Below are 24,082 nucleotides of genomic sequence, written 5' to 3' on the forward strand. Positions count from 1 at the left end.
TTGCAAAAAAAATAAATATAATGGTAGATAGAAAAGTAAGGGTGCGATTTGCGCCAAGTCCAACGGGACCGTTACATATAGGCGGGGTAAGAACCGCTCTTTTTAATTATTTGTTCGCCAAAAAACACGGTGGCGATTTTATTTTACGTATCGAAGATACCGATCAAACCCGTTTTGTTGAGGGGGCTGAAGGTTACATCAACGAGTCGCTAGAGTGGCTTGGGATGAAGATTGACGAAGGAGTTATGCAGGGGGGCGATTATGGACCGTATAAACAATCCGAGCGAAAAGATATCTATTTGCAGTATGCGGATAAGCTGATCGATGACGGATGGGCCTACTATGCCTTTGACACTGCTGAAGATCTGAATGCTAAAAGGGAAGCGGCCGAAGCCGAAAAAACAAAGTTCTCATATGATTTAAACACGCGAATGGGTCTTAAAAACTCTTTGTCCTTAACTGCCCAGGAAGTTGAAAAATTAAAGATGGATGGTGTTCCTTATGTGGTGCGTTTTAAGATGCCGGAGAACGAGGAAGTATCGGCGGTTGATATGATACGTGGCGAGGTTAGGTTTAACACCGCTATACTTGATGATAAGGTGATTTTTAAATCGGATGGTTTACCTACCTACCATTTGGCTAACGTGGTGGACGATTACCTGATGAAGATATCTCATGTGATCCGCGGTGAAGAATGGTTGCCTTCATTGCCCCTGCATATTATGCTTTATAGAGCTTTGGGATGGGAAAATGAACGACCCGAGTTTGCCCACTTGCCACTGATCCTTAAACCTACGGGTAAGGGTAAGTTAAGTAAGCGCGACGGCGACAAAGCGGGATTCCCTGTGTTTCCGTTGGAATGGGAATTGGGCGATGGCGAAATAGCTTCCGGGTACCGCGAATCCGGTTATCTTCCGGGGGCGGTGGTTAATTTATTGGCCTTGTTGGGATGGAATCCCGGTACGGAGCAGGAAATTTTCAGTATGGAGCAGTTGGTTGGGGCATTCTCGATTGAACGCGTGAATAAGGCCGGAGCCCGCTTCGATCCGGAAAAAGCCAAATGGTTTAACCATCAATATTTGGTGAATATGGGTGATGAAGATCTGGCACAACAATTCATGCCAGTATTAAAGGAAAAGGGAATTCAAGCTGATATGGCTTTGGTTACCCGGGTTGTGGCACTTGTGAAAGAACGTATCAATTTTGTTTCGGAACTATGGGAGCAGGTTTTCTTCTTTTTTGAAGCGCCAACAGAATATGATCCCAAAGTGGTTAAGAAACGTTGGAAAGGTGATGTGCCTGCTTTTATGGCCGGACTGCCCGGTGCATTGGAGGCTGTTTCGGATTGGAAAGCGGATGCAATAAAAGAAACGATATCGGCCAAAATAGAAGAAAAAGAATTGGGTTTTGGTTTGGTGATGAATGCCTTTCGCCTGGCTTTGGTAGGTGGCGGTTTTGGCCCCGATTTAATGACAATTGCCGAGTTAATCGGAAAAGAAGAAGCAATGGCCAGAGTAAGAAAAGCAGTGGAGGTTTTGGCACAGGATAAGGGCTGACAAAGTGTTTTTTGCCATGGTTTTCGGCAGCCTTCGGGCAAGTTTATCATTTTCGAATGACAAATCCGGAATGAAATTTCACCTTTTCCAAAGGTACAAACTTTGGAAAAGGTGTTTGTTAAAAAAATGAAAAGGGTGGTTTCAATTGAAACCACCCTTTGTTGTATCTTATAATTCTTAAAGTCAAACTCAAACTCAAACCTTATCTCAGATCGCTCCGGGCTTAGGGATTCCGGTTCTTCGCTTTCTGCTGTTGGCTGCTTATTGCTTGCCGTCGTATCCCCATTTAAGGTAAATAGATCCCCAGGTAAATCCTGCTCCAAAGGCGGCAAGTACAATGTTGTCTCCTTTTTTGAGTTGTTTTTCCCATTCCCACAAACACAATGGAATAGTTGCGGAGGTGGTGTTTCCGTATCTTTCGATATTGATCATAACCTGCTCTTTGTTAATGCCCATTCTCCTGGCTGTAGCATCAATAATTCTTAGGTTTGCCTGATGTGGAACTAACCAGGCGATATCTTCCGAAGCAAGTCCGTTTTTTTCCATAATCTCAACGGAGACATCGGCCATATTCGAAACCGCATGTTTAAATACAGCTTGGCCTTCCTGATAAACGGTGTGCTCCTTGGCATCTATGGTTTCGTGTGATGGCGGTTTTACCGATCCTCCGGCTTTCATCAATAAATGGTGTCTTCCTATGCCGTTACTTCTTAGGATGGTATCCTGTATTCCAACTTCTTCCTCTGTAGGTTCGAGCATGACAGCCGTCGCTGCATCCCCAAACAATACACAAGTGGTTCGGTCGGTGTAATCTGTGATAGACGACATTTTTTCGGCGCTCACCAATATTACTTTTTTGTGACTTCCCGATTGTACGTATTTGGTAGCCGTATCCAGGCCGTAAAGAAAACCGGAACAAGCGGCGTTTATATCAAAGCTTTGAATGTTGCGGATGCCAACCTTATCACAAATAATGGCGGAAGTTCCCGGGAATATATGGTCGGGAGTTACCGTAGTGCAAATCACCAAGTCAACTTCTTCAGGTTTGGTGCCTGTTTTTTCCAACAGTTGTTTAACTGCCTCGGCACCCATTTCTGAAGCGCCTTTCCCCTCACCTTTTAAAATTCGTCTTTCCTTGATTCCGACGCGGGTCATTATCCATTCGTCGGAAGTGTCCACCATGGTGCTTAACTCGTCATTGGTTAAAACATATTCGGGTAGGTTGACACCAATGCCGGTGATTACTGCATTAATCTTTTTCATGTTAAAAGTAATATTTCCGGTCGCATTAAACTTGCAACCAAAAGTTAGAAATAGCCAGAGCTTATACTCCTGCAATTTGTTTTGTGCGCTAAGGAGAAGCTAAACTACCTTTTATTCTGGAGAACCAGGCTTTACCCTTTTCGAAGATAAAGTACCTTAACCTGAAAAATCTTTAAATTTTTCAAGCCAAAGGCTGATGTTTTATAAAAACAGGGTATACCCCTGACAAAACCTTCGGTTTTCGTCGTTATTCATGATTTCTCATGAATAAACTGGGCTAATGCAAAATTTGCCTCGCAAAGCGAAGCAAATTTATAAAGTACTTTTAGAAATAAAAAGTTATGCTGTAATTTCTTTCTCAACAGCAAGTTTTCCTCTGTAATATCCGCAATCACCACATACTGTGTGCATCTTTACTGTTGATCCGCAGTTAGAGCATACTCCCAATGCAGGAGTGGTAGCTTTGTAATGCGTCCTTCTCTTGTCTCTTCTCGTTTTAGAAATCTTTCTCTTAGGATGTGCCATTTTATAAACTCTTTACTTATTATTATTATCTTTTAATTTTTTTAAAGCTGCCCACCTTGGGTCAATAGCTTCTTCTGTATTATCGTTTGCCTCGTGGTGCCCGGCCGAAAACTCTTCCAGCTTAGCAGTCATTTCCGGGTCGCATTTTTCGTAATCTTCATGGACAGATCGCAGAGGCATGCTTACCGTAATTAATTCATATATTAACTGAGCCACGTTAAAGTCATTTTCTTCGTACGGAAGAACGATGATTTCCTCGCTAGGCTCGTCGTAAACTAAACCAAACTTAATATACATTGTGCCTGTATATTGAATCGGAACAGTAACTTCGCCCAGACAATTGTCGCATACCGATTGGACGTTTCCATCGATGTTAAAATCTAACTGAAGCATCTGCGAATTTTTGTTCATTGTCACATCCACTTCAAAGTCGCCATTTTTTATGGCAGACTCCTCAATTGCATCAAAAAAGGATTGATCAATTGAGTAGTGAAATTGGTGCTTCCCGTCTTTTAAGCCCTTGAAGGCTATGTTATAATCCCTTAGCTTATCCATTTCACCTTAAATAAAAACTTTGCAAAAGTATAAAAATTAATACGAGTACAGAAATATTAATTCAATTTTATTTCTATTTTTTGCTTCGATTATTTTAATGTGTCTGAATGGGCTGATAAATAGGAGGATATGGAATTTTGTGATGAGGAGTGATATTGATTATAATATTATTCTGAATACCGTTCTTTTACCAGCTTCCGACTCTTTAACCATTATTTTCCCCTTGTGATATTCTTCTATAATGCGTTTTGTGAGTGTAAGTCCTAATCCCCAACCTCTTTCTTTTGTTGTGTATCCAGGTTCAAAAATGGTTTTAAAATTTGATTTTGAAATGCCCTTTCCGTTGTCTATAATGTCAATAGCAACTTTATCCTCAAGTTTTTTGGTAGTTACAGTAATTTTCCCCTCGCCTTTTACGGCATCAATAGCATTTTTTATCAGGTTTTCAAAAACCCATTCCATTAATATCATGTTGCCCTTTACCGTTATATCCTTATCTAATTGTAAATGAAAATCAACTTTGTTCGATGATCGACTCTTTAAATAGTGAATGCTTTGCTCAACTACGTTGTTAATGCTGATGTCTTTTAAGTTGGGTTTGGAACCAATCTTTGAAAACCTGTCAGCGATATTTTGCAAACGGTTGATGTCTTTCTTTACTTCGGCAATGCCGTCGGTATCCGGATTCTTTAATGCCATTAGCTCTATCCATCCATACAGTGAAGTGATTGGGGTTCCCAGCTGGTGTGCCGTTTCTTTGGCCATGCCCACCCAAACTTGGTTTTGTTCGGCTTTGCGTGAGTTGCTGAACGCCAAATATGCCACAAGTACAAATATGGTAACAATTAGCAGCTGTATGATAGGGAACCATTGAAGTTTGGTCAATAGCGTAGAAGTGCGATAATATAAAAACTGTTTTTCGCCATCGCCCAGGTCAATTTCAATGTTTTTGCCAGATCTTTTCATCTTCACCAATTGTCTATCCCAATATTTTTCGGCAGCAGAGGTGGGGATGTTTAAGTTTCGGTGATATAATATAGAATCGTTGTCGTCGGTGATAACCAAAGGTACAGTGGTGTTGTTTTTGAGTACTTCCAAAGTAAGGTTAAGGGATCCGTCCTCATTGCCAGGCTGAACAAGCTGCCGCGTGGCCTCTGCCCATAGTTCAATCTTTTTCTTTTCTTCAAGTTTAAGTTCGTCCACCAAATAGTTGGTGTAGATTGTTGACAGCGAGCCAATAAAAACAGCTCCGAGTAGCACCCAAAGCTTAAATCTCTTTTTTCGTGTATAATGTTTCATATTTATATAGCCTAAGCTTGCTAACGGTTCCGCGCTCTAAAGCTGTTTGTGGCTTAGATTTGTTTTGTCTGGCCACCCCGAATTTGTGCGGTTCCGGACTAAAATATAATTGCTGTTTAAACGAAAGAGAGCACGGTTTATTGCACTTTCTGGCTGTAATTAGTGCGAACACCACTTGATAAGCATTCGGGTTATTTCCTCTTTCTGCGCTGGTTTTACTATGAAATCGTCTATGCCCGACTTAAATGCCAGCTCGCGTTGTTTGTCGTCATTGTTTGCGGTCATGGCTATTATCGGACAGCTTTCGTCGTAGCATTTAAGTTCTTTGGTAGCATCAAATCCGTCTATTCCGGGCATTATCAAATCCATAAAAATAATGTTGTATTTATTTAATTTGAATTTATCCACAGCCTCTCTACCGTTATTTGCAAGGTCTATTTCGTAGCCAATCTTGCGGAATAAGTTAAGGGCTACCTGTTGATTAAACTTATTGTCTTCTGCAACAAGTATCTTAATATTATCGGGAACAATTTTTCCGACAAGACTATCTTGCGACTTTATGCTTTGGAAATGTCTCAGGACAAACTGCCTCAAGTTGCTTAGCTTAACTGGTTTTCTGAGGAATATGTCGGCTCCTAGTTTTTTGCCGATATTGGTGTTCATGGTTTCGTAGTCGGAGCTTTGGAGCAGAATAATAAAGTTATTGTGCAGATTGTTGCTGTAAATTTGCTGAAGAAAGTCGATGCCGTTAAAATCGGGGCGCTGATCAATAACCAGCAGTTGTATGTTTGGTTTGTTTTTAAGAATTACGATGGTTTCCTGCGAAGGGGCCATTACCTTGTGGTTGATGCCCAAAGCCATTAGGTTTTTGATAATATTTTGTACCTGAAGTGTTTCGTCGGTGATGATGAGCGTATTGATCTGTCCCCAGGATAATATATACGAAAAATCAAGTTCCTTGCGTGTGTGTTTGGTGACAAACGGTAAGGTAAAGCAAAACTCGGATCCGGGGTATCTGGTATTGGTTGATATGTTCGAAGGGCTGTTGGCCCAAATTTCGCCCCCCATAAGTCCAACCAGGTTTTTGGAGATAGAAGTTCCGAGCCCTGTACCGCCAAACTTGCGCGTTGTGCTTTCGTCTTCCTGCGCAAAGGGATTGAAAATGGTTTTAAGTTTTTCTTTTTTTATTCCAATTCCAGTATCGCTAATGCAAAACTTTAATGCAGGATTTCCATTGAAAGCAGTTGAGCGCGACACCGATAAGCGTACTTCTCCGACCGGAGTAAATTTGATGGCATTCCCTATTAAGTTATTTAGTACTTGCCTGAACCTTAATGGATCGCACATAAAATCCTTAGGTAGCGATTCCTCTTGCTCCGTTTTTAATACGATATTTCTTTCTTTGGCGATGGGGTTGAAGGACTCTATGGTTTCCTTAATTTCATTTGCTAAATTCATTGGGATGGACTCGACCTCAAGTTTTCCGGCCTCGATTTTTGAGAAATCCAGTATGTCATTGATTAAAGCCAGGAGCGTATCGGCCGATCGTTTAACCACTTTCATCATCTCTCTCTCCGCACTTTGAATTTCATCAGATGAAAGAACCAGATCTGTCATTCCTATAATACCATTTAATGGAGTTCTGAGTTCGTGACTTATGTTCGCAATGAAAGTGGTTTTTGCCTTTTCGGCACTGCCGTTTGATCGGGCGGTTTGATCGCCGAATATTTCAATAAAAAACTGAATGTTATTTTTAATATCCTGGTTGAAGAGGGTTTTCTTTTCACTGACAATCACTTGTTCCTTTTTGCCGCCTCTCCCTTTAAAAATATACTTATTGGAAGTTGGCGATACTTCAACAATTTGAACAAGTTTTTTCTTTTCGAACATGGTTTTGTCCGTTGCTTCCTGATCTATTAAAATATCTTCGTCTTCGTGCTCAAATATTTTTAGAGCAACCTTGTTAACCAATTTTATTTTGTTGTTGCTATCGGTTAACACAACCCCTAGTGGTAAATAATGTAAAATCTTACTTAGTGCATCTTCCGATTGGGATGACCTAATCATCGACATTCGGTTTTTCGAAATGTGTTGGTAAAAAGCCAGCACGATAAGCAAGATTACCGCAAATGAAATCATCGCAACCAAAAACGAGTTACGCACAATGGAATGCGTGATAGGTTGAATGGGCATGGAAAATACCAATGTCAGTTTCGTTTTGCTGGTTTGAACATTTTGACTTACAGATATCACCTTAAACTTTCTGCCTTTACGTTCTAGAAAATGGGTGTGTAGTTTGGAATCTTCTTTTGGCGGAAAATTAGTTGGGGCAACAAGTTTTATATTTGGTAAAGAAGAATATATGATATTGGTGTCTGATGCAATTATCCATTGGAACTCGTGGTCCTCAACATGGAAATTGCGGAATATGTCGGCATAAAACTCCTGAAGGTTATACGTAAATACGACATAGCCAAAAATGTGTGTTTCGCTGTATAAGGGTTGGACGAATATGATGTTTTCTTTGTTGGGCAATATCGAAGGCTTAAATTCTTCTTTTATGTAATCTTCTCCAAAGGTTGTTATCAGGTTTTTGTTGGGGTCTTTGGTCAGCGAATAAAAGTGTCCATTTGTGTCATATACCTCTAGCTTGTTCAGAACTTTGCTGTACCTGTTAAACAGCAGTTCTATTCGTTTTTGAACTTCCTGGTTTTGTAGCTTAAAATTAAAAAGGCCGCCGAGTTCCTCTTCGTTAAGCATCAGCATTACATTGGTTGTTGCTTCCGAAAAATAATTCGAAAGAATTTCGGAACAGGTGGATAAATCTTTTTCCAGTACTTTGTGGTGGGTCGCAATTTGCCAGTTATACGTGTCGCGATAGTAATAAATGTTAGACACCACAAGAAAAACGATGCTACATATAACAAAAATCAGGGTACGTTTCATGTATGGGTATCTGTTGAAAACATGCTTTGTAGTAAGTAAATATAAAACGTATTATCGATACTTCTCTTGGTTGGACTGAAAAATATTAATATAGCTTTGATACCTGCTGTGTGCCAATTTTTCATCCTTAACTGCTTTTTTTACTGCGCACCCGGGTTCGTGTATATGCGTGCAGTTCCCGAATTGGCAATCGTGGGAGTGCTCAAATATATCTTTAAAGTAATGGTGCAGTTCTTCCTTTTCGATATCAATTAATCCATATCCTCTAATTCCTGGTGTGTCGATAATGGCCCCTCCAAAATCAAGCTCATGCATTTCGGCAAAGGTTGTGGTGTGTTTTCCGCTTTGATGAATATCTGATATCTCGGCTACTTTAAGGTTTAGTCCTGGTTGTATTCTGTTGATTAAAGTTGATTTGCCCACTCCGGAGTGGCCGGAGATTACGCTGACTTTATCTTTTAATAGTTCAACCATCACACCCAGGTCATCCTGGGTTTTAGCCGAAATCGTGTAAGTTTCGTAACCAATTGCCCGGTATACATTTATTAGGTCATCAACACTGCTCAGGTGCTCTTCGTCGTACCTATCCATTTTGTTGAAAACTATTTTAACCGGGATGCGATAGGCTTCGGCCGATGCTAAAAACCGATCGATAAAAACGGTGGTGGTAATAGGGTAGTTGATGGTGACCAATAACAATGCCTGGTCAATATTCGAGGCGATTATATGCGATTGTTTCGAGAGTTTAGAAGACTTGCGGATAATATAGTTCTTTCTTTCTTTAATCTCCGAAATCACTCCCATGTCGCTATCCTCGTCAATTGTAAAAGTAACGTGGTCGCCAACGGCAATGGGATTGGTGTTCTTGATATCCTCCATCCTGAATTTGCCCTTAATGCTGCATTTAACAAATTCTCCTTCGTCGGACTTAACCAAATATCTGCTACCTGTCGATTTAAAAACTATTCCTTTTTTCAAAATATAGATACTTATTAGTGTGTTGTGGGAAGCAAAAATACTTATTCGTTTATTAAAAGGGAAATTTAACCTGAACTATTCATAAACTATTGAATATATAAGCACACTTTTGGGTATGTTCGGGATAAGTTGCGCAAGCAGAATTTATAATAATGAATGCAATTTTTAAATTTTCTCACTGGTATTGGCTTTCCGAATATGTCGAATGACTGATTTGGATGATGTTAAATATGGCGGTAAAATTGAATTGATGTAAAAATTGATTTAACTTTGACCGAACGTTCAGTCAAAAGATGTGGTTTTATGTCTCCAAGATCAAAAGCGCAACTCAGTGCAATTAAAGCAGAAAAGCGCAACTTAATTATTTCTGCAAGTTTAAAGGTGTTTTCGGAGCAAGGGTATCAGGCTTCCAGTATATCTAATATCGCAGCAGAGGCGGGCATATCAAAGGGCTTGATATATACCTATTTTGACAGCAAGGAGGATTTGCTTCGATCACTGCTCTTCGAAACAATTGAGAATATGTTTGAAGTAAGCATTAACGCACTATCTGGCAATCCAACTAAGTATGAATTCGTACAAATGATTAGAGATAATATTGAATGGGTAAAAGAAAATAGTAGGTTCTCGAAAATTTATTTCGGACTTTTACTGCAGCCTAACATTATAAATATGTTTCATGATGAACTGATGGCTCTGGCTCAACCTTTTTTTGTATCCATATCCCGATATTTTGAACTGGCAGGTTGTGACAATCCAATGCTTGAAACCAGGTACTTTGTTTCAGTATTGGACGGTGTGTATATGAACTACATAATGGACCCGGATTCCTATCCGCTCAAGGAAATTGAAAACAAAATTATTGATCAAATTGTGGATATATGAATCCGGTAGGGCCACCTTTCTGCCGAACCTGGTTCGGAAGGAGGTATAGAGGAGTGAAATATTGCTGAACTGATAAATCGTATGATCTAAATTTTAAAGTTTTGCATACTCTTACGGCACTAATTATCAATTTTTAACGTATTAAATGGTGAAGATGAAAGTTGTATTTTACGTTTTGGGTTTTTGGGTTCTGGTGATGTTGCCAATCAAGGTTGGTGCCCAATATAATACATCGGCAACCGCCAAAGAAATTGTTGACCATGCCAATGAATTGATGCGCGGTACTACCAGTATCTCCGAAATGGAAATGACCATTACCCGTCCCAAATGGAGTAGGACGCTAAAGTTTAAGTCCTGGTCCAAGGGAATTGAATATTCGCTAATTTATGTGACTCATCCTGCCAAAGAAAAAGGTCAGGTATTTTTAAAACGACAAAAGGATATGTGGAATTATATGCCAAATATCGAGAGAATGATGAAGATTCCGCCAAGCATGATGATGCAATCGTGGATGGGGAGCGACCTGACCAACGATGATTTGGTAAAAGGCGCATCGATAGTGGAGGATTATTCGCATAAAATAATTGGTGAAGAAAAGGTAGATGGATATGATTGCTGGGTGATTGAACTGATTCCCCATGAGGATGCCACCGTGGTTTGGGGAAAGATAATCAGTAAAATAAGCAAAAAAGGCTTTATGACTTTGAGGAATGAATATTACGATGAGGAAGGTTTTTTGGTGAACAAGGAAATCCTGTCGAAGATTAAGGATGTGGGCGACCGGGTGATGCCCACCTTTTTTGAGATTATTCCTGTGGAAAAAGAGGGGCAAAAAACTACAATGGAATTTTCACAGGTACGGTTTAACGTGCCCATCAAAGACGATTTCTTCTCTATTCAGAATATGAAAAGGGTTCGTTAGTCTCATTTGTGAATAGATCAGGCTGGATAATGTAAACGATGGACTTATGAAAATTTTGGTAATGTCGTGGCGAAATTTATGGCGTAACAAAAGGCGAACTTTAATTACGGTATCATCCATTTTCTTTGGTGTTATCTTATCGTCCTTGATGAGTTCTATGCAGGAGGGGTCGTACACCAATATGATTAAAAATGTGGTGAACTTTTACGCCGGTTTTATTCAGGTTCAGAATGAGGATTACTGGGAGGATAAAAGTATTAACCATAGTTTTATCTTGGATTCGGCCTTACAGGTGCAACTCGGCCAATTCGAAGAAATTACTGGCATTATTCCCAGGCTCGAGAGCTTTGCCCTGGCTTCGTCGGGAGCCAACACTAAAGGAGCCATGGTCATGGGGATCGACCCAGAACGAGAGGCGGGAATGACCTCCGTCGATGCCAAAATAATCGAGGGAAAATATTTGAAGAATGGGGACGATGGTGTTTTGATTGGCTATGAACTGGCAGCCAAATTGAAGTTGTCGGCAGGAGATACCGTGGTTTTGTTTGGGCAAGGGTACCATGGCGTTACAGCAGCCGGAAAATTTCCTGTACGTGGCTTGTTTAAACAGTCTAATCCCAATTTGAACCGGCAGTTGGTATATATGGAAATACAAAGTGCCCAATCTTTTTATGCCGCTGAGGACATATTAACCTCTCTGATTTTGGAAGTGAAGAATAACGACATCATGAAAAAAGTGTTGCCAAAAATAAGGGAAAAAATTAATTCGCCTTATCGGGTGATGAGTTGGGAGGAGATGTTTCCAACCATTTTACAACAAATCGAAAGCGATCGATCATCGGCCTTTGTCATGAAACTGATTTTGTACATTGTGATCATGTTCGGAATTTTTGGTACCGTGATGATGATGATATCGGAGCGGAAAAAAGAGTTTGGTGTGATGATGGCCTTGGGAATGCAAAGATTTAAGTTGGCCATAACTGTTTTTATCGAAACACTTTGGATAGGCTTACTTGGAGTAGTGGCCGGTTTTTTAGGGAGTATGCCCGTTGTAGCCTATTTCTTTTACAACCCGATTCCTTTGAGCGGACAGGGTGCTGAATGGATGGCGGATCTGGGTTTTGAGCCATATATGTTTTTTGCCTGGGAGCCATCGGTTTTTATGTACCAGATGTTGGCTATTATGATCATGACCTGTTTTATTTCAATATTTCCGTTTGTAAGAATTGTGAGGCTCTCGGAAATAAAAGCCCTAAAAGGATAAACCATGGTATTAAAAATTGCTTGGCGAAATATTTGGCGTAATCCTGTAAGGAGCGGGGTGGTGATAATGGCGCTTACCATTGGTATGTATGCGGGCGTGTTTTCCACTACCTTTATGAATGGTTGGATGATGCAGCGATTGCGGGCAGGTATTGAAACGGAGACTGCGCATATTCAAATTCATAAGCCGGGCTTTGAAATGGCCGAAGATGTAAATCATTATTTTGAAGATGAGGAAGTACTGCTTGATAATGTTGAAAGTATTGAAGGGGTTGCCGTTGCCTCGTCGCGAATAGTGATTTCCGGCATGGTGGCTTCAGCTCAAACTGCGCAGGGTGGTATGGTTATTGGCGTGGATAGCGAAAAAGACACCTTAGTGGTTAATGTGAGTAAGCAACTGATCGAGGGGGCTTGGTTGAAAGGAATAAAACAAAATCCCATAGTGATCGGGAAAAAACTGGCGGATAAACTTAAATTGAAAATACGTTCTAAAATTATTGTCCGGTTTCAGGATTATAATGGCGATTTCACCGGTGGAGCTTTTCGTGTAACCGGAATATACAAAACCATCAACACCGCTTTTGACGAAACGCACTTGTTTGTCAATAAAAGTGATTTGCGACGGATTAGTGTGCTGCCCCAAGGGGTTGCCCACGAAATGGTTATCCGATGTTCCGATCCTACTTTAGTGGATGCGGTTTGTTCCAAGGTTTCTGCAATTGCTGGGGGCAACAAAGTGGAAAATTGGAGAGAGATTTCTCCGGAGTTAGGTTACCTGACAGAGATGATGAGTGTATACATGTATATTTTCGTTATTATAATACTAATGGCTCTGGGCTTTGGTATTGTTAATACCATGCTTATGGTGGTGCTGGAACGGGTACATGAACTGGGTATGCTTATGGCCGTTGGCATGAAGAAAGAGAGGGTTTTTATTATGATTATGGCAGAAACGATAATGCTGTCGGGTCTGGGAGGTTTTATCGGAATCTTTCTTGGCGTTTTAACCACAAAAATTACGTCGGTTCATGGCATTAATCTTTCCATGTGGGATGAGGCTTTGTCCGAAATGGGATTTGCCAGCATTATTTATCCTGAGTATGATTTTAAAATAGTAGCGACTGTGTCAATACTGGTTATCCTTACAGGCGTTGTGGCAGCTGTGTATCCTTCCTACAAGGCACTTAAACTAAACCCTTCGCAGGCATTACAATCTGTTTAACCGAAAAAATAAGGCTATGTCTATAATATGCATTCATAATCTCACAAAAATATATAACCAAAAGCAGATTCCTGTTCATGCCATAAACGGTATCGACCTTACTTTTGAAGAGGGGGAGTTTACAGCTTTGGTGGCGCCTTCCGGTGCTGGCAAAACCACATTTTTAAATATGTTGGGAGGACTTGATTCCCCAACATCGGGCTCCATCGAAATCGGAGGGGAAAGAATGGATTTGCTGTCATCCTCGCAACGCACACTGTTTCGTTTGCACAATATCGGTTTCGTGTTTCAAGCTTACAACCTGATTCCGGTGCTGACTGCCACAGAAAATATAGAGTTTATAATGGAGTTGCAAGGCGTGCGAAAAGAGCTGAGAAGAAAAAGAAGCACCGAATTGTTGGAGGCCGTGGGAATAGCGGATAAGGCGAATGTACGGCCCAATAAAATGTCGGGCGGGCAGCAGCAAAGGGTAGCGGTGGCAAGGGCATTGGCATCAAAACCCAAGTTTATTTTGGCGGATGAGCCTACGGCCAACCTGGATTCAAAGTCAACAGAAAATTTACTGGACATCATGTTAAAAATGAACCAAAAGGAGAATGTAACCTTTATATTTGCTACGCACGACGAAAGGGTTGTGAAGAAAGCCCGCAGGGTAATAACTTTTGAGGATGGTAAAGTAATTAAAGATGATAGCAAAGCGTAAAAAGTTTGTTCTGGCCATTGTTTCCCTCGCTGCATTTATAGGTTTTGGGGATGTTTGTGGGCAGTCGCCTATTGAGGTTTCCGGGTATGTGTCCGAAATGCCTTCTTATACCTGGCAAAAAGGGTCAGAAAACCTCTGGGATAACCTCGTTCACAACCGTATTAAGTTAAACTATTCAAGGAACGACAACCTAAACATTAGGTTAGAGGTCCGAAATCGATTTTTTTTAGGCGAGACTGTGCGTAATACACCATTGTACAAGTTTTATTTGAACAACGACCCGGGATGGGTGGATATGAGTTTTAACTGGGGCACCACAAATAGCTATGTGGTCAACACTGTAATTGATAGGTTGACCTATGAGCGTATATGGGGGAAATTCCAGCTGCGAATAGGAAGGCAAAGAGTGAATTGGAGTCAGAGTTTTGTTTGGAATCCCAACGATATATTTAATTCATATTCTTATTTCGATTTTGATTACCCCGAACGGCCGGGAATGGATGGTTTGCGCTTGCAATATTACACAGGTGCCTCTGAAAGACTGGAAGCGGTATTAAAAGTAGATGGAAACAAAAAAGTGACGAGTGCATTGTTGTACGGTTTTAACAGGGCAGGCTACGATTTTCAGTTGATTGTAGGGGAGGTAAACCAGGACGATTATATATTGGGGACGGGGTGGAGCGGGAATGTCATGAATGCGGGGTTTTACGGAGAGTTTTCTTTTTTATCGCCAATGGATGGCAAAAGTGATGATATTTACTTGCTTTCTGTTGGTTCAAACTACACTTTCAGGAATTCGTTGGCTTTGACCGGTGAATATTTATATTCAAGTAATCTAAACAGTACGTTCCAGGATTTTGGGAGTCTTGCTTTTTCTGCATCATCCATTAAAAAGTTAAGTGTTTCGGATCATTCTTATATGATAAGTGCAGGATATACTGTTAATCCGTTGTTAAACGTTTCTTTGGCTTTTGTCGGATTTTCGTTTCCGGTACTGGAAAGTTTTTATGTTTCCCCTACCATAGAATACTCATTAAACGAAAACCTATTCCTTTCCGGAGTATTTCAAGTTTATTCTCACAACCGGGGAATCGATAATGTATTAAATATTTCGTCATTTGTTCGCTTGAAAAAAGTATTTTAACCGTGAGACCCCTTGTTTTGAAGTAGTTTATTTGCGTAACAGGATTTCTAATGCATATTGCGGGTTTATGGCAATATACAGTTTTTCGTGGAGGAGTTGGCAATTAGATGAAGTCGAATGGAAATTTTGGGATGAAATAAAAAAAAATCTGCTGGTGCTCATGGAGGTGTCCTGAAAATATGATATATTGTAAGTAGCAGACATACTGGCATTTGTGTTCTGTCACGTTTTTGTCACGCTTGCCATTTGTATGGTCACGCATTTGTCACACTCCTGTCACGCATTTGTCACGCTTTAAATTAGGTGTAATTGAATATAACCATGTAATTTAGCTTTCGAAGATTAACCAAATATAAAATCTTTGTTATGAATTATATTAAAATAGGTATCCGTTTTTTGCTATTTGCCATCTTGTTGATTGTGGCAACGTTTATTATTGACTTTGCAATAACTAAGATTTATTCTCTGTTGTTGGAGCACTATTCCCTTCCGAAATCGGATTCTAACATCACTGTGTTATCATTTTTTATCAGCCTTGTTTTTACAGGTCTGTTGTCATTTGGAACCGGCTTTTGGCATATGTCAAAATTAACTGACTAAAAGATGTAAAAAATCCGGTATTTCAAAAGTGCTTCTTAAAAAGCCTGTCAAAGGATATCGGATTTTTATGTTTTTTTAAATGGCATGCTATAGGCCGTTAAGCTGTCCAAGACCCGGATGGCGAGCTTTCGAGTATTTTAGGTTTATTTAGTTAATAGATTGGATTTAGGCGTCTGGGAAAGACGATGTATTAAAAACGGACAGTATTCAACTACTTTCATCTATCGTGGCAATTCAGCCCATACCTTCCTTTTTTTTGTTCGGATTCGTACAGCGATGTTTCGTAACTGTACACTTTTGCCTTCGCTACTCATTAGTGATTAAGTGATAAAAGTCACATTAACAACCCGATAAGGGTTTTGGAATAAAGGTTGTAAATTAGGAGGTGCAAGAAAACGCCTCGTTTTCTTGCGACAACAGTTTATTAATTAAAACTAAATCAGGTGGGTAAAAGTGTAATTAAAGTAAACTCGTTACATAAGTCTTACATTACCGGAGCCAATTCCCTGCATGTTCTTAAAGGAATCGATATGGATATAGCTGAGGGGGAGATGGTTTCTATTATGGGTTCATCCGGTTCGGGAAAATCAACGCTGCTAAATATTTTAGGAATCCTGGATAATTACGATAAAGGTGATTATTACCTGGATAATATCCTTATCCAAAAAATGAATGAGAAAAAAGCAGCGGAATTCAGGAATAAATACATTGGATTTGTTTTCCAGTCCTTTAATCTTATCTCGTTTAAAAATGCGATGGAAAACGTAGCCTTGCCTCTGTATTATCAAAAGGTGAGCAGGAAAAAAAGGAACGAGATTGCCATAAAATATTTGGATAGATTAGGACTGAAGGATTGGGCCTACTATATGCCAAGCGAACTTTCCGGAGGTCAAAAACAGCGGATTGCAATTGCAAGGGCCCTAATCTCACAACCTAAAGTGATTTTGGCCGATGAACCAACAGGCGCCCTGGATACGCAAACATCGTACGAAATGATGGAAATATTAAAGGAGGTCAATGATTCGGGGATTACCGTCCTGATAGTAACCCACGAGCACGACATTGCTGATATGACCCATCGTGTGATTCATTTGAAAGATGGAATAATTGAAAGTGAACAAACGCATAAAAATTTCAGCTATGCTTGATTTAAGTAATTGGCAGGAAATTATCAGCACCATGCAGAAAAACAAGTTGAGATCTTTCTTAACCGGTTTTAGTGTTTTCTGGGGGATATTTATTCTCGTAATACTTCTGGGTGCCGGCAAAGGACTCGAACGGGGGGTGATGCATAACTTTAGTGATGCGCGAAACAGTGTTTTTATGTGGGGTGGACAAACCTCGGTAGCTTTTGATGGTTTAAATGTGGGCAGAAGGATTGATCTCAAAGACGAAGATTTGGAGTTGATACAACGGTCGGTCCCCCAAATAGAGCACCTAACGGGTCGTTATGGTATGTGGAGCAGCCTGATTAATTACAAGCAAGAGTACGGAACGTTTCAGGTAATGGCTATTCTTGAAGGATACCAGCATATCGAGGCCATTAAAATGATCGAGGGCCGAAAGCTAAACCAAACAGATATTGAAAAAGCCCGAAAGGTGGCTTTGATTGGCAGGAGGGCAAAAGAACAGTTGTGCAACGATGATAGCCCTGTGGGAGAGTATATGAAAATAAAGGGTATCCCGCATAAGATAGTCGGTATTTTTGACGATGTGCACGATGGCGAAACGGAAAGGTTTTACATACCACTGACAGTGGGACAGAAAATTTTTGGGGCTAAAAAAAATGTGGGCAATATAGCGTTTACCACAGGAACCGATAATATTCAAGAAAGTGCTTCAATCATTAGCAATATCCGCAATGTGCTGGCTAAAAAACATAGGTTTAAACAAGATGACAAACGTGCCTTGGGAGATTATAATGGACTGGAGGATTATCAGCAAACCAAAGCGATTTTTACAGGTATCAGCATCTTTGTCGGCATCATCGGTATTTTTACCATCATCGCGGGAATCGTGGGGGTGAGTAATATCATGATAATCGTGGTGAAGGAGCGTACCAAGGAAATAGGGATACGGAAGGCCATTGGGGCCTCCCCCGCATCGGTAGTAAGCCTGATTTTACAGGAGTCTATAATAATAACAGCGGTGGCCGGATTTTTGGGCCTGCTGGTGGGCGTCGGAATTCTCGAACTCGTTTCGGGCCATATGCCTGCCTCCGATTTTTTCCGCAACCCCGGTGTTGATTTTGATTTGGCTATTGGAGCGGCCTTGCTCATTGTGTTGGCGGGTGGCTTGGCCGGATATATCCCTGCCCGAAGAGCCGCACGCATAAAACCGATTGTCGCTTTGCGCGATGAATAATCCTTAAAGTCATGTTTGATATTGATAAATGGCAAGAAATATTTTATACGCTCAAAAAAAACAAGCTGAGGACTGCACTGACCGGGTTTGGGGTGTTTTGGGGTATCTTTATGTTGATGATCATGATGGGTGCCGGCAAGGGACTCGAAAACGGTGTTTATGCCAATATGGGCGACTTTGCCACCAACAGCATGTTTATATGGACCCGCCCTACTTCAAAACCTTACAAAGGGTTTCCCCGAAACAGGCGTTTCTATTTTAGGTATGAAGATAAGTACGCCTTGGAAAATAAAATAGCAGGTATCGATATTGTTGCGCCCCGAATGAACGGTGGAGGGTATCAGAATGCAACTGCTATTACCCGCGGTTCGCAAGAGGGTGCGTACGAAGTGGGCGGTATCGTACCACAGGAATTTGAAATTGATCCGGTGACTTTAAAAGGCGGACGATATATCAATCAAATAGATTTGGATACCAGACGAAAAGTCGTGGTTCTGGGAAAGAAGGTCAGAGAAGATCTGTTTCAGGAGGATGAAGACCCGGTGAATCAATATGTGAAAATCGGCGAGTTGTATTTTCAGGTCATCGGCACTTTTGAGTCAAAGCATTCGGGGCGCTGGGGCGAAAACCAAAATGCTTCGGTACTGATACCTTTTTCAACTTGCCAGATTGTTTATAACTACAACAATGTTGTGGGGCATTTTTCAATAACGGCCGAGCCCGAATACGATATGGTGGAGGTGGAAAAGCATGTGAAAACGCTATTGGCAGAGCGGCACAATATCCACCCTGAAGACCATGGGGCTTTTGGTTCCAATAACGTGGGGGAAGAGTTTAAAAAAATGAAAGGCCTGTTCCTGGGGATTGACATACTGGTATGGGTTGTGGGCATCGGGACACTGCTTGCCGGAATTATCGGAATCAGTAACATCATGCTGATCATCATAAAGGAACGAACACAGGAAATTGGCATTAAGCGGGCCATAGGAGCTACGCCCTCCAATATTATATCAGCGGTAATAACCGAATCTGTTTTTTTAACCTCGGTGGCTGGAACCATTGGAATGTTTATAGGTATATCTATTATAGAGCTGGTGAGCCAAGCCATAGGTTCTTCACCGTCCGAAAGTTCCGGATTTGTAAATCCCCAGGTGGATTTTCAGGTGGCCATTTGGGCGCTCTGCATCCTGATCGCATCAGGTGTCTTGGCGGGGATCATTCCATCCCGGCGCGCTGTTTCCATCAAGCCCATCGAGGCTATTCGATCCGAAATTTAAACAAATACACGAACCAATATATACAGTAAACCATGAAACGAGTAAGAAACATTTTATTTATAGCGATATTCTCTGTCGTTTTTGTAGGAGGGTTCTATTACTTATACGATAAGTCAAGAGAGAAAGAAGTTGTTTTTGAAACAGAGTCGGCCGAATATGCCGATATCGTTAAAAAAACGGTGGCTACCGGATCTGTGGTCCCAAGGCAAGAGATTGAGATTAAACCACAGGAATCGGGTATTATTACCGAAATCTATGTGGAACCGGGGGACATCCTGAAAAAGAACGATCTGATCGCCAAGATTCAAATTATACCGGAAATGGTTCAGGTGAACAACGCCGAGTCTCAGCTGAACAAAGCGAAGATTAAATTCAGGAATGCGGAAATCGAATACCAAAGAAAGCAAGAACTGTTCGATACAGGGGTAATTGCCGAGTCGGAATACCTGGACCAACTGATGGCGTACGAAAATGCCAAGGAAGATGTGAATGCGGCCGACAACAACCTGCAATTGATAAAGGAAGGTGTCACCAAAAAAATGGGCGCGCAAACCAATACCATTATTAAGGCAACAATTGAGGGAATGGTGCTGGATGTGCCCGTTGAGGTAGGGAATTCCGTAATCAAGAGCAATACTTTTAATGATGGGACAACGGTCGCTATTCTGGCCGATATGGGTGAAATGGTATTTGAAGGAAAGGTAGATGAAACGGAAGTGGGCAAAATTAAGGAAGGTATGGATCTGGTGCTCTCAATTGGCGCTATCGAGGACGAGACTTTTGACGCGAAGCTTGAGTATATTTCACCTAAAGGGGTGGAAGATAACGGAGCGATTCAGTTTGAGATCAAAGCAGACGTAAACCTAAAAGAAGGCCAGTTTATACGGGCCGGGTATAGTGCCAATGCCGATATAGTTTTAGACAGGAGGGATAGTGTATTGGCTATCAACGAAAGACTGTTGCAATTTGAAAACGATACCGCTTATGTTGAAGTGGAAGTGGCCGAACAGCAATTTGAGAAAAAACAAATTGAAACCGGGATCTCGGATGGAATCCAGATTGAGGTGAAAGCAGGTGTGAGCAAAGATGATAAAATTAAGGTTCCAAAATCTTAACATTGAACCATTCATATATTTTGTTTATCTTATTTTCTCGAAATGTACAATTTTAAGCAAGCTAAAAATGACAAAAACATCATTACCATTACTTGTCGGACTATTTTTTTTAAGCGCAGCACCGATAAGAGCACAGGAGGCATGGACACTTGAACGGTGCATCAGTTATGCTTTTGAAAATAATATCGTTATAAAAAGACAATCGTTAAATACGGATTTTCAGCAAAACGAGTTGCGACAAAGTGCGTTAAACAGGTTGCCAAGCCTGAATGCACAGTCGTCTTACGGACACAGTTACGGTTATACCTGGGTTCAACAGGAAGCCGAAAATATCGATGTAAACAACCGTTCTTTTGGCCTGGGAATCGGTGCTTCGGTAGATGTGTTCAGTGGGCTTAATGCCAGAAATACCGTTAAACGAAATAAAATTGATCTAATGGCTTCGCTCGCTTTAAACGAAGAAATCAGAAATGATATCGCCTTGCAAATTACCGGTCAATATTTGCAAATTTTGTTTGATAAAGAGTTGCTGGCTGTTGCAGAAGAACAATACGAAGTAACAAATCAACAAGTTATAAGAACACGGAAACTGGTGGATGCAGGCAGTCAGGCTAAGGGAAGTTATTTGGAAATAAAATCTCAGGCTGCAAAGGAGGCACTGACCGTTACACAGCAACAAAATAATTTAGTACTATCCTTGTTGGATTTAGCGCAATTGCTCGATTTGGAAAATGTGGACGATTTTGACGTGATATCCCCTGTTATACCTGAAATAGAGAACTTGAAAATAGACAGACCCGCTGCGGTTTATTCTGCCGCATTGGGCATTATGCCTCAAATAAAAGGGGCTAAATATGAGTTGGAAAGTTCAGAGGTAGAGGTGGATATTGCCAAAAGTGGTTATTATCCCAGCTTGCGCTTGGTTGGGCAGTGGGGAGCTAGTGCCAACTGGTTAATGGACGATCCTAACGGAATAAACCGCTCCTTAAGCGATCAAATCAATTCCACAAAAAATACCTATGTCGGGGCGTCTTTGAATATTCCGATTTTTAACAAGCTGCAAACCCGTACGAATGTTAAAAATGCCAGAATCAGGGTGCTGGATGCTCAATATTCTTTGGGGCAGGAAAAATTGGCTTTACGAAAAGAGATACAGCAAGCCTATGCCGACGCATTGGCAGCATACAACAATTACCTTTCGAGTCGCGAAGCGGTTGAGTCGTACAAGGAGTCGTTCCGTTATACGGAGCAAAAATTCAGTGTTGGACTGGTAAACTCGGTTGATTATAATGTGGCTAAAACGGATTATACCCGTGCCCAGTCCGATCTATTGCAATCGAAATACGAGTATATTTTGCGAAATAAAATTCTTGATTTTTACAAGGGGATTCCTATCGTTTTGTAGTTGGGATAGGATTTCCTTGTTGTGTTGGGTTTAATAATGTAGCACCTGTCTGTTTTTTGAGATAGGTGCTTTTTCATAATAACGAATAGATAAAAAAATGTAACTTAGCGATATTAGAGATCACAAATCTATTATAATAACAATTACAGGTCTTTGCTCCTATGCTAAGTTCGCCAAAGGTTATGACCGTCGGAGAAAGCTTTAGCAGCACGGGGAGTGCCTAGTGTTCATACTTTGAAAATGAAAAAAAAATTACTTTATCCACTAATTATATTAATTGTAATTATTGTAGGACTTGTTATTGCCAAAGGGCAAGGTTGGATCGGTGGCGATTTTCGACACAAGGTTGAGGTGAAGAAAGCTGAAACCCGCACGCTTACAGAAATTATCACTGCCAACGGAAAGATAAAACCCGAGGTTGAGGTAAAGGTGTCTTCCGATGTGTCGGGAGAAATCCTGGAGCTGACTGTCAAAGATGGAGATGAGGTACAAAAAGGTCAGATATTGGCCAGGGTACAGCCAGATATTTATCAGCGTAACCTCGAAAAGATGCAAGCGTCCGTGCGTAGTTCGGAGGCCAACTTGTCGCAGTCGGAGGCTCAGTTTCAGCAAAAACAGCTGGCTTATAATCGTAACAAAACACTGTGGGAGCAGCAAACAATATCAGAATCGGAATACGAGCAAGTCCTGGCTGATTACAATGTAGCAAAAGCCAGTGTTGAGGCAGCAAATGCATCGTTGATTAATGCCAAAGCCTCGCTGAACGAAGCAAAAGATAACCTGACCAAAACCACTATTTATGCTCCGATGGACGGTACCGTTTCCCGGTTAAATGTTGAAAAAGGTGAGCGGGTGGTGGGAACGGCCCAGTTTGAAGGAACGGATATGATGACCATTGCCAATTTAAATAATATGGAAGTGGTGGTGGATGTGAACGAAAACGATATTATCCGTGTATCTATGATGGATACTGCAATCATTGAGGTGGACGCCTATTTGAAAACCAAGTTTAAGGGCTTGGTGACCGAAATTGCTAACTCGGCAAAAACGGAAGGGACCAGCGCCGACCAGATAACCAATTTTGAAGTTAAAGTACTTATCCTCCCAGATTCTTACAGGGAACTGATGGAGGAAAAAGGTGAAGGATTCTATCCTTTCCGCCCGGGTATGTCGGCTACGGTGGATATTCAAACGAATACTAAGGTAGATGTTTTAACCATTCCGATACAATCAGTGACCACGCGCAAAGACACAACCGAAGTGGAGGAGCAAGAGGAGGATTTAAAGAAGGAGGAAGAAAAAATAGAGGTGGTATTTGTGGTGGCAGACGGGAAAATAGAACAGCGCAAAGTAAAACCGGGCATTCAGGATACCAAATTCATTGAAATAACAGAAGGGCTCCAAGTGGGCGAACAAGTGGTGAGCGCCCCGTATAGTGCCATCTCCAAAAAGCTAAAGCATGAGGACCTGGTAGAGGTGGTAGACAAGTTGTTCGAAGAAAAGGAAAAAAATAGTCCAGACAAATAGGATTCTTGGGACGGTGTGATCGTGTTGTTTAAGTGTTGCTATGGTGAATGTACGTGGGTGAACTAATTTTTTTGTTAAAGAATTTATTTTACTGTTCTGCCCAAAAAAAAAGTCGAGCGTTGGGCTGTTTATTATCCTTCAGATAATAAATCTGGAGGCCGCCTTTCTTTCCACATCTTTTTTGGTATAAGGCGTCATCAATAAGTAATGGCTTCAGTCAAATGCTTGCTCGGCATATTCTATGTAATCCTCGTTCGATTTCAATTTAATACCATTCAGATAACTGAAAGGTGCATGTGCTAATGTATGGGTGCAATCAGCCTCAATTAAATATAATAATATTAAACTTTTTTGGCGGAATCAGCGTCAGTGGCCGCATTTTGTTTTTATTGTATATGTTATTGCGCAACGTACTGAAAATGTTCTTGTTGGTTGATGGGTGTATGAAAATGTTTAGTTAAACCCGGATTATGTATTGGAGGTTCGTCATGAGCATTGCAAGTACAATAAAACAAGGCATTACTGAAACGAGG

The 24,082-nt window shown here is 41.0% G+C and carries 20 protein-coding genes; 14 read left to right on the plus strand and 6 right to left on the minus strand.

Translation table 11 applies throughout. The annotated features are described in order from the left end of the window. Nucleotides 1–20 precede the first annotated feature (20 nt). Nucleotides 21–1,556 carry a glutamate--tRNA ligase gene (gene gltX / locus ACT29I_RS22045; protein WP_430934094.1) on the plus strand — a complete coding sequence of 512 codons (1,536 nt, stop codon included), beginning with the start codon at nucleotides 21–23 and terminating at the stop codon, nucleotides 1,554–1,556. 261 nt (nucleotides 1,557–1,817) lie between these two features. Here the strand turns inward: gltX and ACT29I_RS22050 are convergent, their stop codons facing one another. The 6 genes from ACT29I_RS22050 to rsgA all read right to left on the minus strand — a co-directional run bounded on the left by ACT29I_RS22050 (nucleotide 1,818) and on the right by rsgA (nucleotide 9,122). Beyond that, nucleotides 1,818–2,819 carry a beta-ketoacyl-ACP synthase III gene (locus ACT29I_RS22050; protein WP_430934092.1) on the minus strand — a complete coding sequence of 334 codons (1,002 nt, stop codon included), beginning with the start codon at nucleotides 2,817–2,819 and terminating at the stop codon, nucleotides 1,818–1,820. Between the two features lie 339 nt (nucleotides 2,820–3,158). Continuing rightward, complete coding sequence (gene rpmF, locus ACT29I_RS22055) at nucleotides 3,159–3,344, minus strand: 50S ribosomal protein L32 (RefSeq protein WP_081736061.1); 186 nt, start codon at nucleotides 3,342–3,344, stop codon at nucleotides 3,159–3,161. A gap of 12 nt (nucleotides 3,345–3,356) precedes the next feature. Further along, entirely contained in the window at nucleotides 3,357–3,899 is a 543-nt protein-coding gene (locus tag ACT29I_RS22060; RefSeq protein WP_430934091.1) for a YceD family protein, read from the minus strand. Between the two features lie 159 nt (nucleotides 3,900–4,058). Further along, nucleotides 4,059–5,198 carry a sensor histidine kinase gene (locus ACT29I_RS22065; RefSeq protein WP_430934089.1) on the minus strand — a complete coding sequence of 380 codons (1,140 nt, stop codon included), beginning with the start codon at nucleotides 5,196–5,198 and terminating at the stop codon, nucleotides 4,059–4,061. Nucleotides 5,199–5,357: 159 nt separating this feature from the next. Then, nucleotides 5,358–8,144 (minus strand): response regulator, encoded by a 2,787-nt coding sequence (locus tag ACT29I_RS22070; RefSeq protein ID WP_444794438.1) that lies wholly within the window; start codon nucleotides 8,142–8,144, stop codon nucleotides 5,358–5,360. A gap of 51 nt (nucleotides 8,145–8,195) precedes the next feature. Beyond that, nucleotides 8,196–9,122 carry a ribosome small subunit-dependent GTPase A gene (gene rsgA, locus ACT29I_RS22075; protein WP_430934087.1) on the minus strand — a complete coding sequence of 309 codons (927 nt, stop codon included), beginning with the start codon at nucleotides 9,120–9,122 and terminating at the stop codon, nucleotides 8,196–8,198. A gap of 303 nt (nucleotides 9,123–9,425) precedes the next feature. On the opposite strand from rsgA, the gene ACT29I_RS22080 reads away from it, so the two are divergent. From ACT29I_RS22080 to ACT29I_RS22140, 13 genes are all read left to right on the plus strand, one after another. Then, nucleotides 9,426–10,007, plus strand: coding sequence for a TetR/AcrR family transcriptional regulator (locus ACT29I_RS22080; protein WP_444794439.1), 582 nt, complete (start codon nucleotides 9,426–9,428; stop codon nucleotides 10,005–10,007). A 154-nt stretch (nucleotides 10,008–10,161) separates the two neighbouring features. Beyond that, nucleotides 10,162–10,929 carry an outer membrane lipoprotein-sorting protein gene (locus tag ACT29I_RS22085; protein WP_430934085.1) on the plus strand — a complete coding sequence of 256 codons (768 nt, stop codon included), beginning with the start codon at nucleotides 10,162–10,164 and terminating at the stop codon, nucleotides 10,927–10,929. 46 nt (nucleotides 10,930–10,975) lie between these two features. After that, the gene (locus ACT29I_RS22090; RefSeq protein WP_430934084.1) at nucleotides 10,976–12,193 is read left to right on the plus strand and encodes an ABC transporter permease; all 1,218 of its coding nucleotides are present in this window, start codon (nucleotides 10,976–10,978) and stop codon (nucleotides 12,191–12,193) included. 3 nt (nucleotides 12,194–12,196) lie between these two features. Further along, entirely contained in the window at nucleotides 12,197–13,414 is a 1,218-nt protein-coding gene (locus ACT29I_RS22095; RefSeq protein WP_430934083.1) for an ABC transporter permease, read from the plus strand. Nucleotides 13,415–13,430: 16 nt separating this feature from the next. Further along, nucleotides 13,431–14,117 carry an ABC transporter ATP-binding protein gene (locus ACT29I_RS22100; protein WP_430934082.1) on the plus strand — a complete coding sequence of 229 codons (687 nt, stop codon included), beginning with the start codon at nucleotides 13,431–13,433 and terminating at the stop codon, nucleotides 14,115–14,117. Then, on the plus strand, nucleotides 14,101–15,261 hold the full coding sequence (locus tag ACT29I_RS22105) for a hypothetical protein (protein ID WP_430934081.1): 1,161 nt from the start codon (nucleotides 14,101–14,103) through the stop codon (nucleotides 15,259–15,261). Before ACT29I_RS22100 ends, ACT29I_RS22105 begins: the two co-directional genes overlap by 17 nt. A gap of 366 nt (nucleotides 15,262–15,627) precedes the next feature. Beyond that, nucleotides 15,628–15,861, plus strand: coding sequence for a hypothetical protein (locus ACT29I_RS22110; protein ID WP_430934080.1), 234 nt, complete (start codon nucleotides 15,628–15,630; stop codon nucleotides 15,859–15,861). Between the two features lie 443 nt (nucleotides 15,862–16,304). Continuing rightward, nucleotides 16,305–17,009 (plus strand): ABC transporter ATP-binding protein, encoded by a 705-nt coding sequence (locus ACT29I_RS22115; protein ID WP_430934079.1) that lies wholly within the window; start codon nucleotides 16,305–16,307, stop codon nucleotides 17,007–17,009. Next, complete coding sequence (locus tag ACT29I_RS22120) at nucleotides 17,002–18,225, plus strand: ABC transporter permease (RefSeq protein WP_444794440.1); 1,224 nt, start codon at nucleotides 17,002–17,004, stop codon at nucleotides 18,223–18,225. The genes ACT29I_RS22115 and ACT29I_RS22120 overlap by 8 nt, the downstream gene beginning before the upstream one ends. 11 nt (nucleotides 18,226–18,236) lie before the next feature. Then, on the plus strand, nucleotides 18,237–19,502 hold the full coding sequence (locus tag ACT29I_RS22125; protein WP_430934077.1) for an ABC transporter permease: 1,266 nt from the start codon (nucleotides 18,237–18,239) through the stop codon (nucleotides 19,500–19,502). Between the two features lie 32 nt (nucleotides 19,503–19,534). Further along, nucleotides 19,535–20,617 (plus strand): efflux RND transporter periplasmic adaptor subunit, encoded by a 1,083-nt coding sequence (locus tag ACT29I_RS22130; RefSeq protein ID WP_430934076.1) that lies wholly within the window; start codon nucleotides 19,535–19,537, stop codon nucleotides 20,615–20,617. A 67-nt stretch (nucleotides 20,618–20,684) separates the two neighbouring features. Beyond that, nucleotides 20,685–22,022 (plus strand): TolC family protein, encoded by a 1,338-nt coding sequence (locus tag ACT29I_RS22135; protein WP_430934075.1) that lies wholly within the window; start codon nucleotides 20,685–20,687, stop codon nucleotides 22,020–22,022. A 240-nt stretch (nucleotides 22,023–22,262) separates the two neighbouring features. Further along, a complete protein-coding gene (locus ACT29I_RS22140) occupies nucleotides 22,263–23,549 on the plus strand; it encodes an efflux RND transporter periplasmic adaptor subunit (RefSeq protein ID WP_444794441.1) in 1,287 nt (428 codons plus the stop codon). The last annotated feature ends 533 nt before the right edge of the window (nucleotides 23,550–24,082 follow it).

Source organism: Saccharicrinis sp. GN24d3, assembly GCF_052400645.1.
Lineage (GTDB): Bacteria > Bacteroidota > Bacteroidia > Bacteroidales > Marinilabiliaceae > Saccharicrinis.

Excerpts from the sequence above, each read along its gene's own strand:
- ACT29I_RS22060 (WP_430934091.1), bottom strand. The coding sequence starts at position 3,899 with ATGGATAAGCTAAGGGATTATAACATAGCCTTCAAGGGCTTAAAAGAC.
- ACT29I_RS22140 (WP_444794441.1), top strand. The coding sequence starts at position 22,263 with ATGAAAAAAAAATTACTTTATCCACTAATTATATTAATTGTAATTATT.
- ACT29I_RS22120 (WP_444794440.1), top strand. The coding sequence starts at position 17,002 with ATGCTTGATTTAAGTAATTGGCAGGAAATTATCAGCACCATGCAGAAA.
- ACT29I_RS22130 (WP_430934076.1), top strand. The coding sequence starts at position 19,535 with ATGAAACGAGTAAGAAACATTTTATTTATAGCGATATTCTCTGTCGTT.
- ACT29I_RS22110 (WP_430934080.1), top strand. The coding sequence starts at position 15,628 with ATGAATTATATTAAAATAGGTATCCGTTTTTTGCTATTTGCCATCTTG.
- ACT29I_RS22135 (WP_430934075.1), top strand. The coding sequence starts at position 20,685 with ATGACAAAAACATCATTACCATTACTTGTCGGACTATTTTTTTTAAGC.
- ACT29I_RS22095 (WP_430934083.1), top strand. The coding sequence starts at position 12,197 with ATGGTATTAAAAATTGCTTGGCGAAATATTTGGCGTAATCCTGTAAGG.
- ACT29I_RS22065 (WP_430934089.1), bottom strand. The coding sequence starts at position 5,198 with ATGAAACATTATACACGAAAAAAGAGATTTAAGCTTTGGGTGCTACTC.
- ACT29I_RS22085 (WP_430934085.1), top strand. The coding sequence starts at position 10,162 with ATGAAAGTTGTATTTTACGTTTTGGGTTTTTGGGTTCTGGTGATGTTG.
- ACT29I_RS22125 (WP_430934077.1), top strand. The coding sequence starts at position 18,237 with ATGTTTGATATTGATAAATGGCAAGAAATATTTTATACGCTCAAAAAA.
- ACT29I_RS22050 (WP_430934092.1), bottom strand. The coding sequence starts at position 2,819 with ATGAAAAAGATTAATGCAGTAATCACCGGCATTGGTGTCAACCTACCC.
- ACT29I_RS22070 (WP_444794438.1), bottom strand. The coding sequence starts at position 8,144 with ATGAAACGTACCCTGATTTTTGTTATATGTAGCATCGTTTTTCTTGTG.
- gltX (WP_430934094.1), top strand. The coding sequence starts at position 21 with ATGGTAGATAGAAAAGTAAGGGTGCGATTTGCGCCAAGTCCAACGGGA.
- ACT29I_RS22105 (WP_430934081.1), top strand. The coding sequence starts at position 14,101 with ATGATAGCAAAGCGTAAAAAGTTTGTTCTGGCCATTGTTTCCCTCGCT.
- ACT29I_RS22100 (WP_430934082.1), top strand. The coding sequence starts at position 13,431 with ATGTCTATAATATGCATTCATAATCTCACAAAAATATATAACCAAAAG.
- ACT29I_RS22080 (WP_444794439.1), top strand. The coding sequence starts at position 9,426 with ATGTCTCCAAGATCAAAAGCGCAACTCAGTGCAATTAAAGCAGAAAAG.
- rpmF (WP_081736061.1), bottom strand. The coding sequence starts at position 3,344 with ATGGCACATCCTAAGAGAAAGATTTCTAAAACGAGAAGAGACAAGAGA.
- ACT29I_RS22090 (WP_430934084.1), top strand. The coding sequence starts at position 10,976 with ATGAAAATTTTGGTAATGTCGTGGCGAAATTTATGGCGTAACAAAAGG.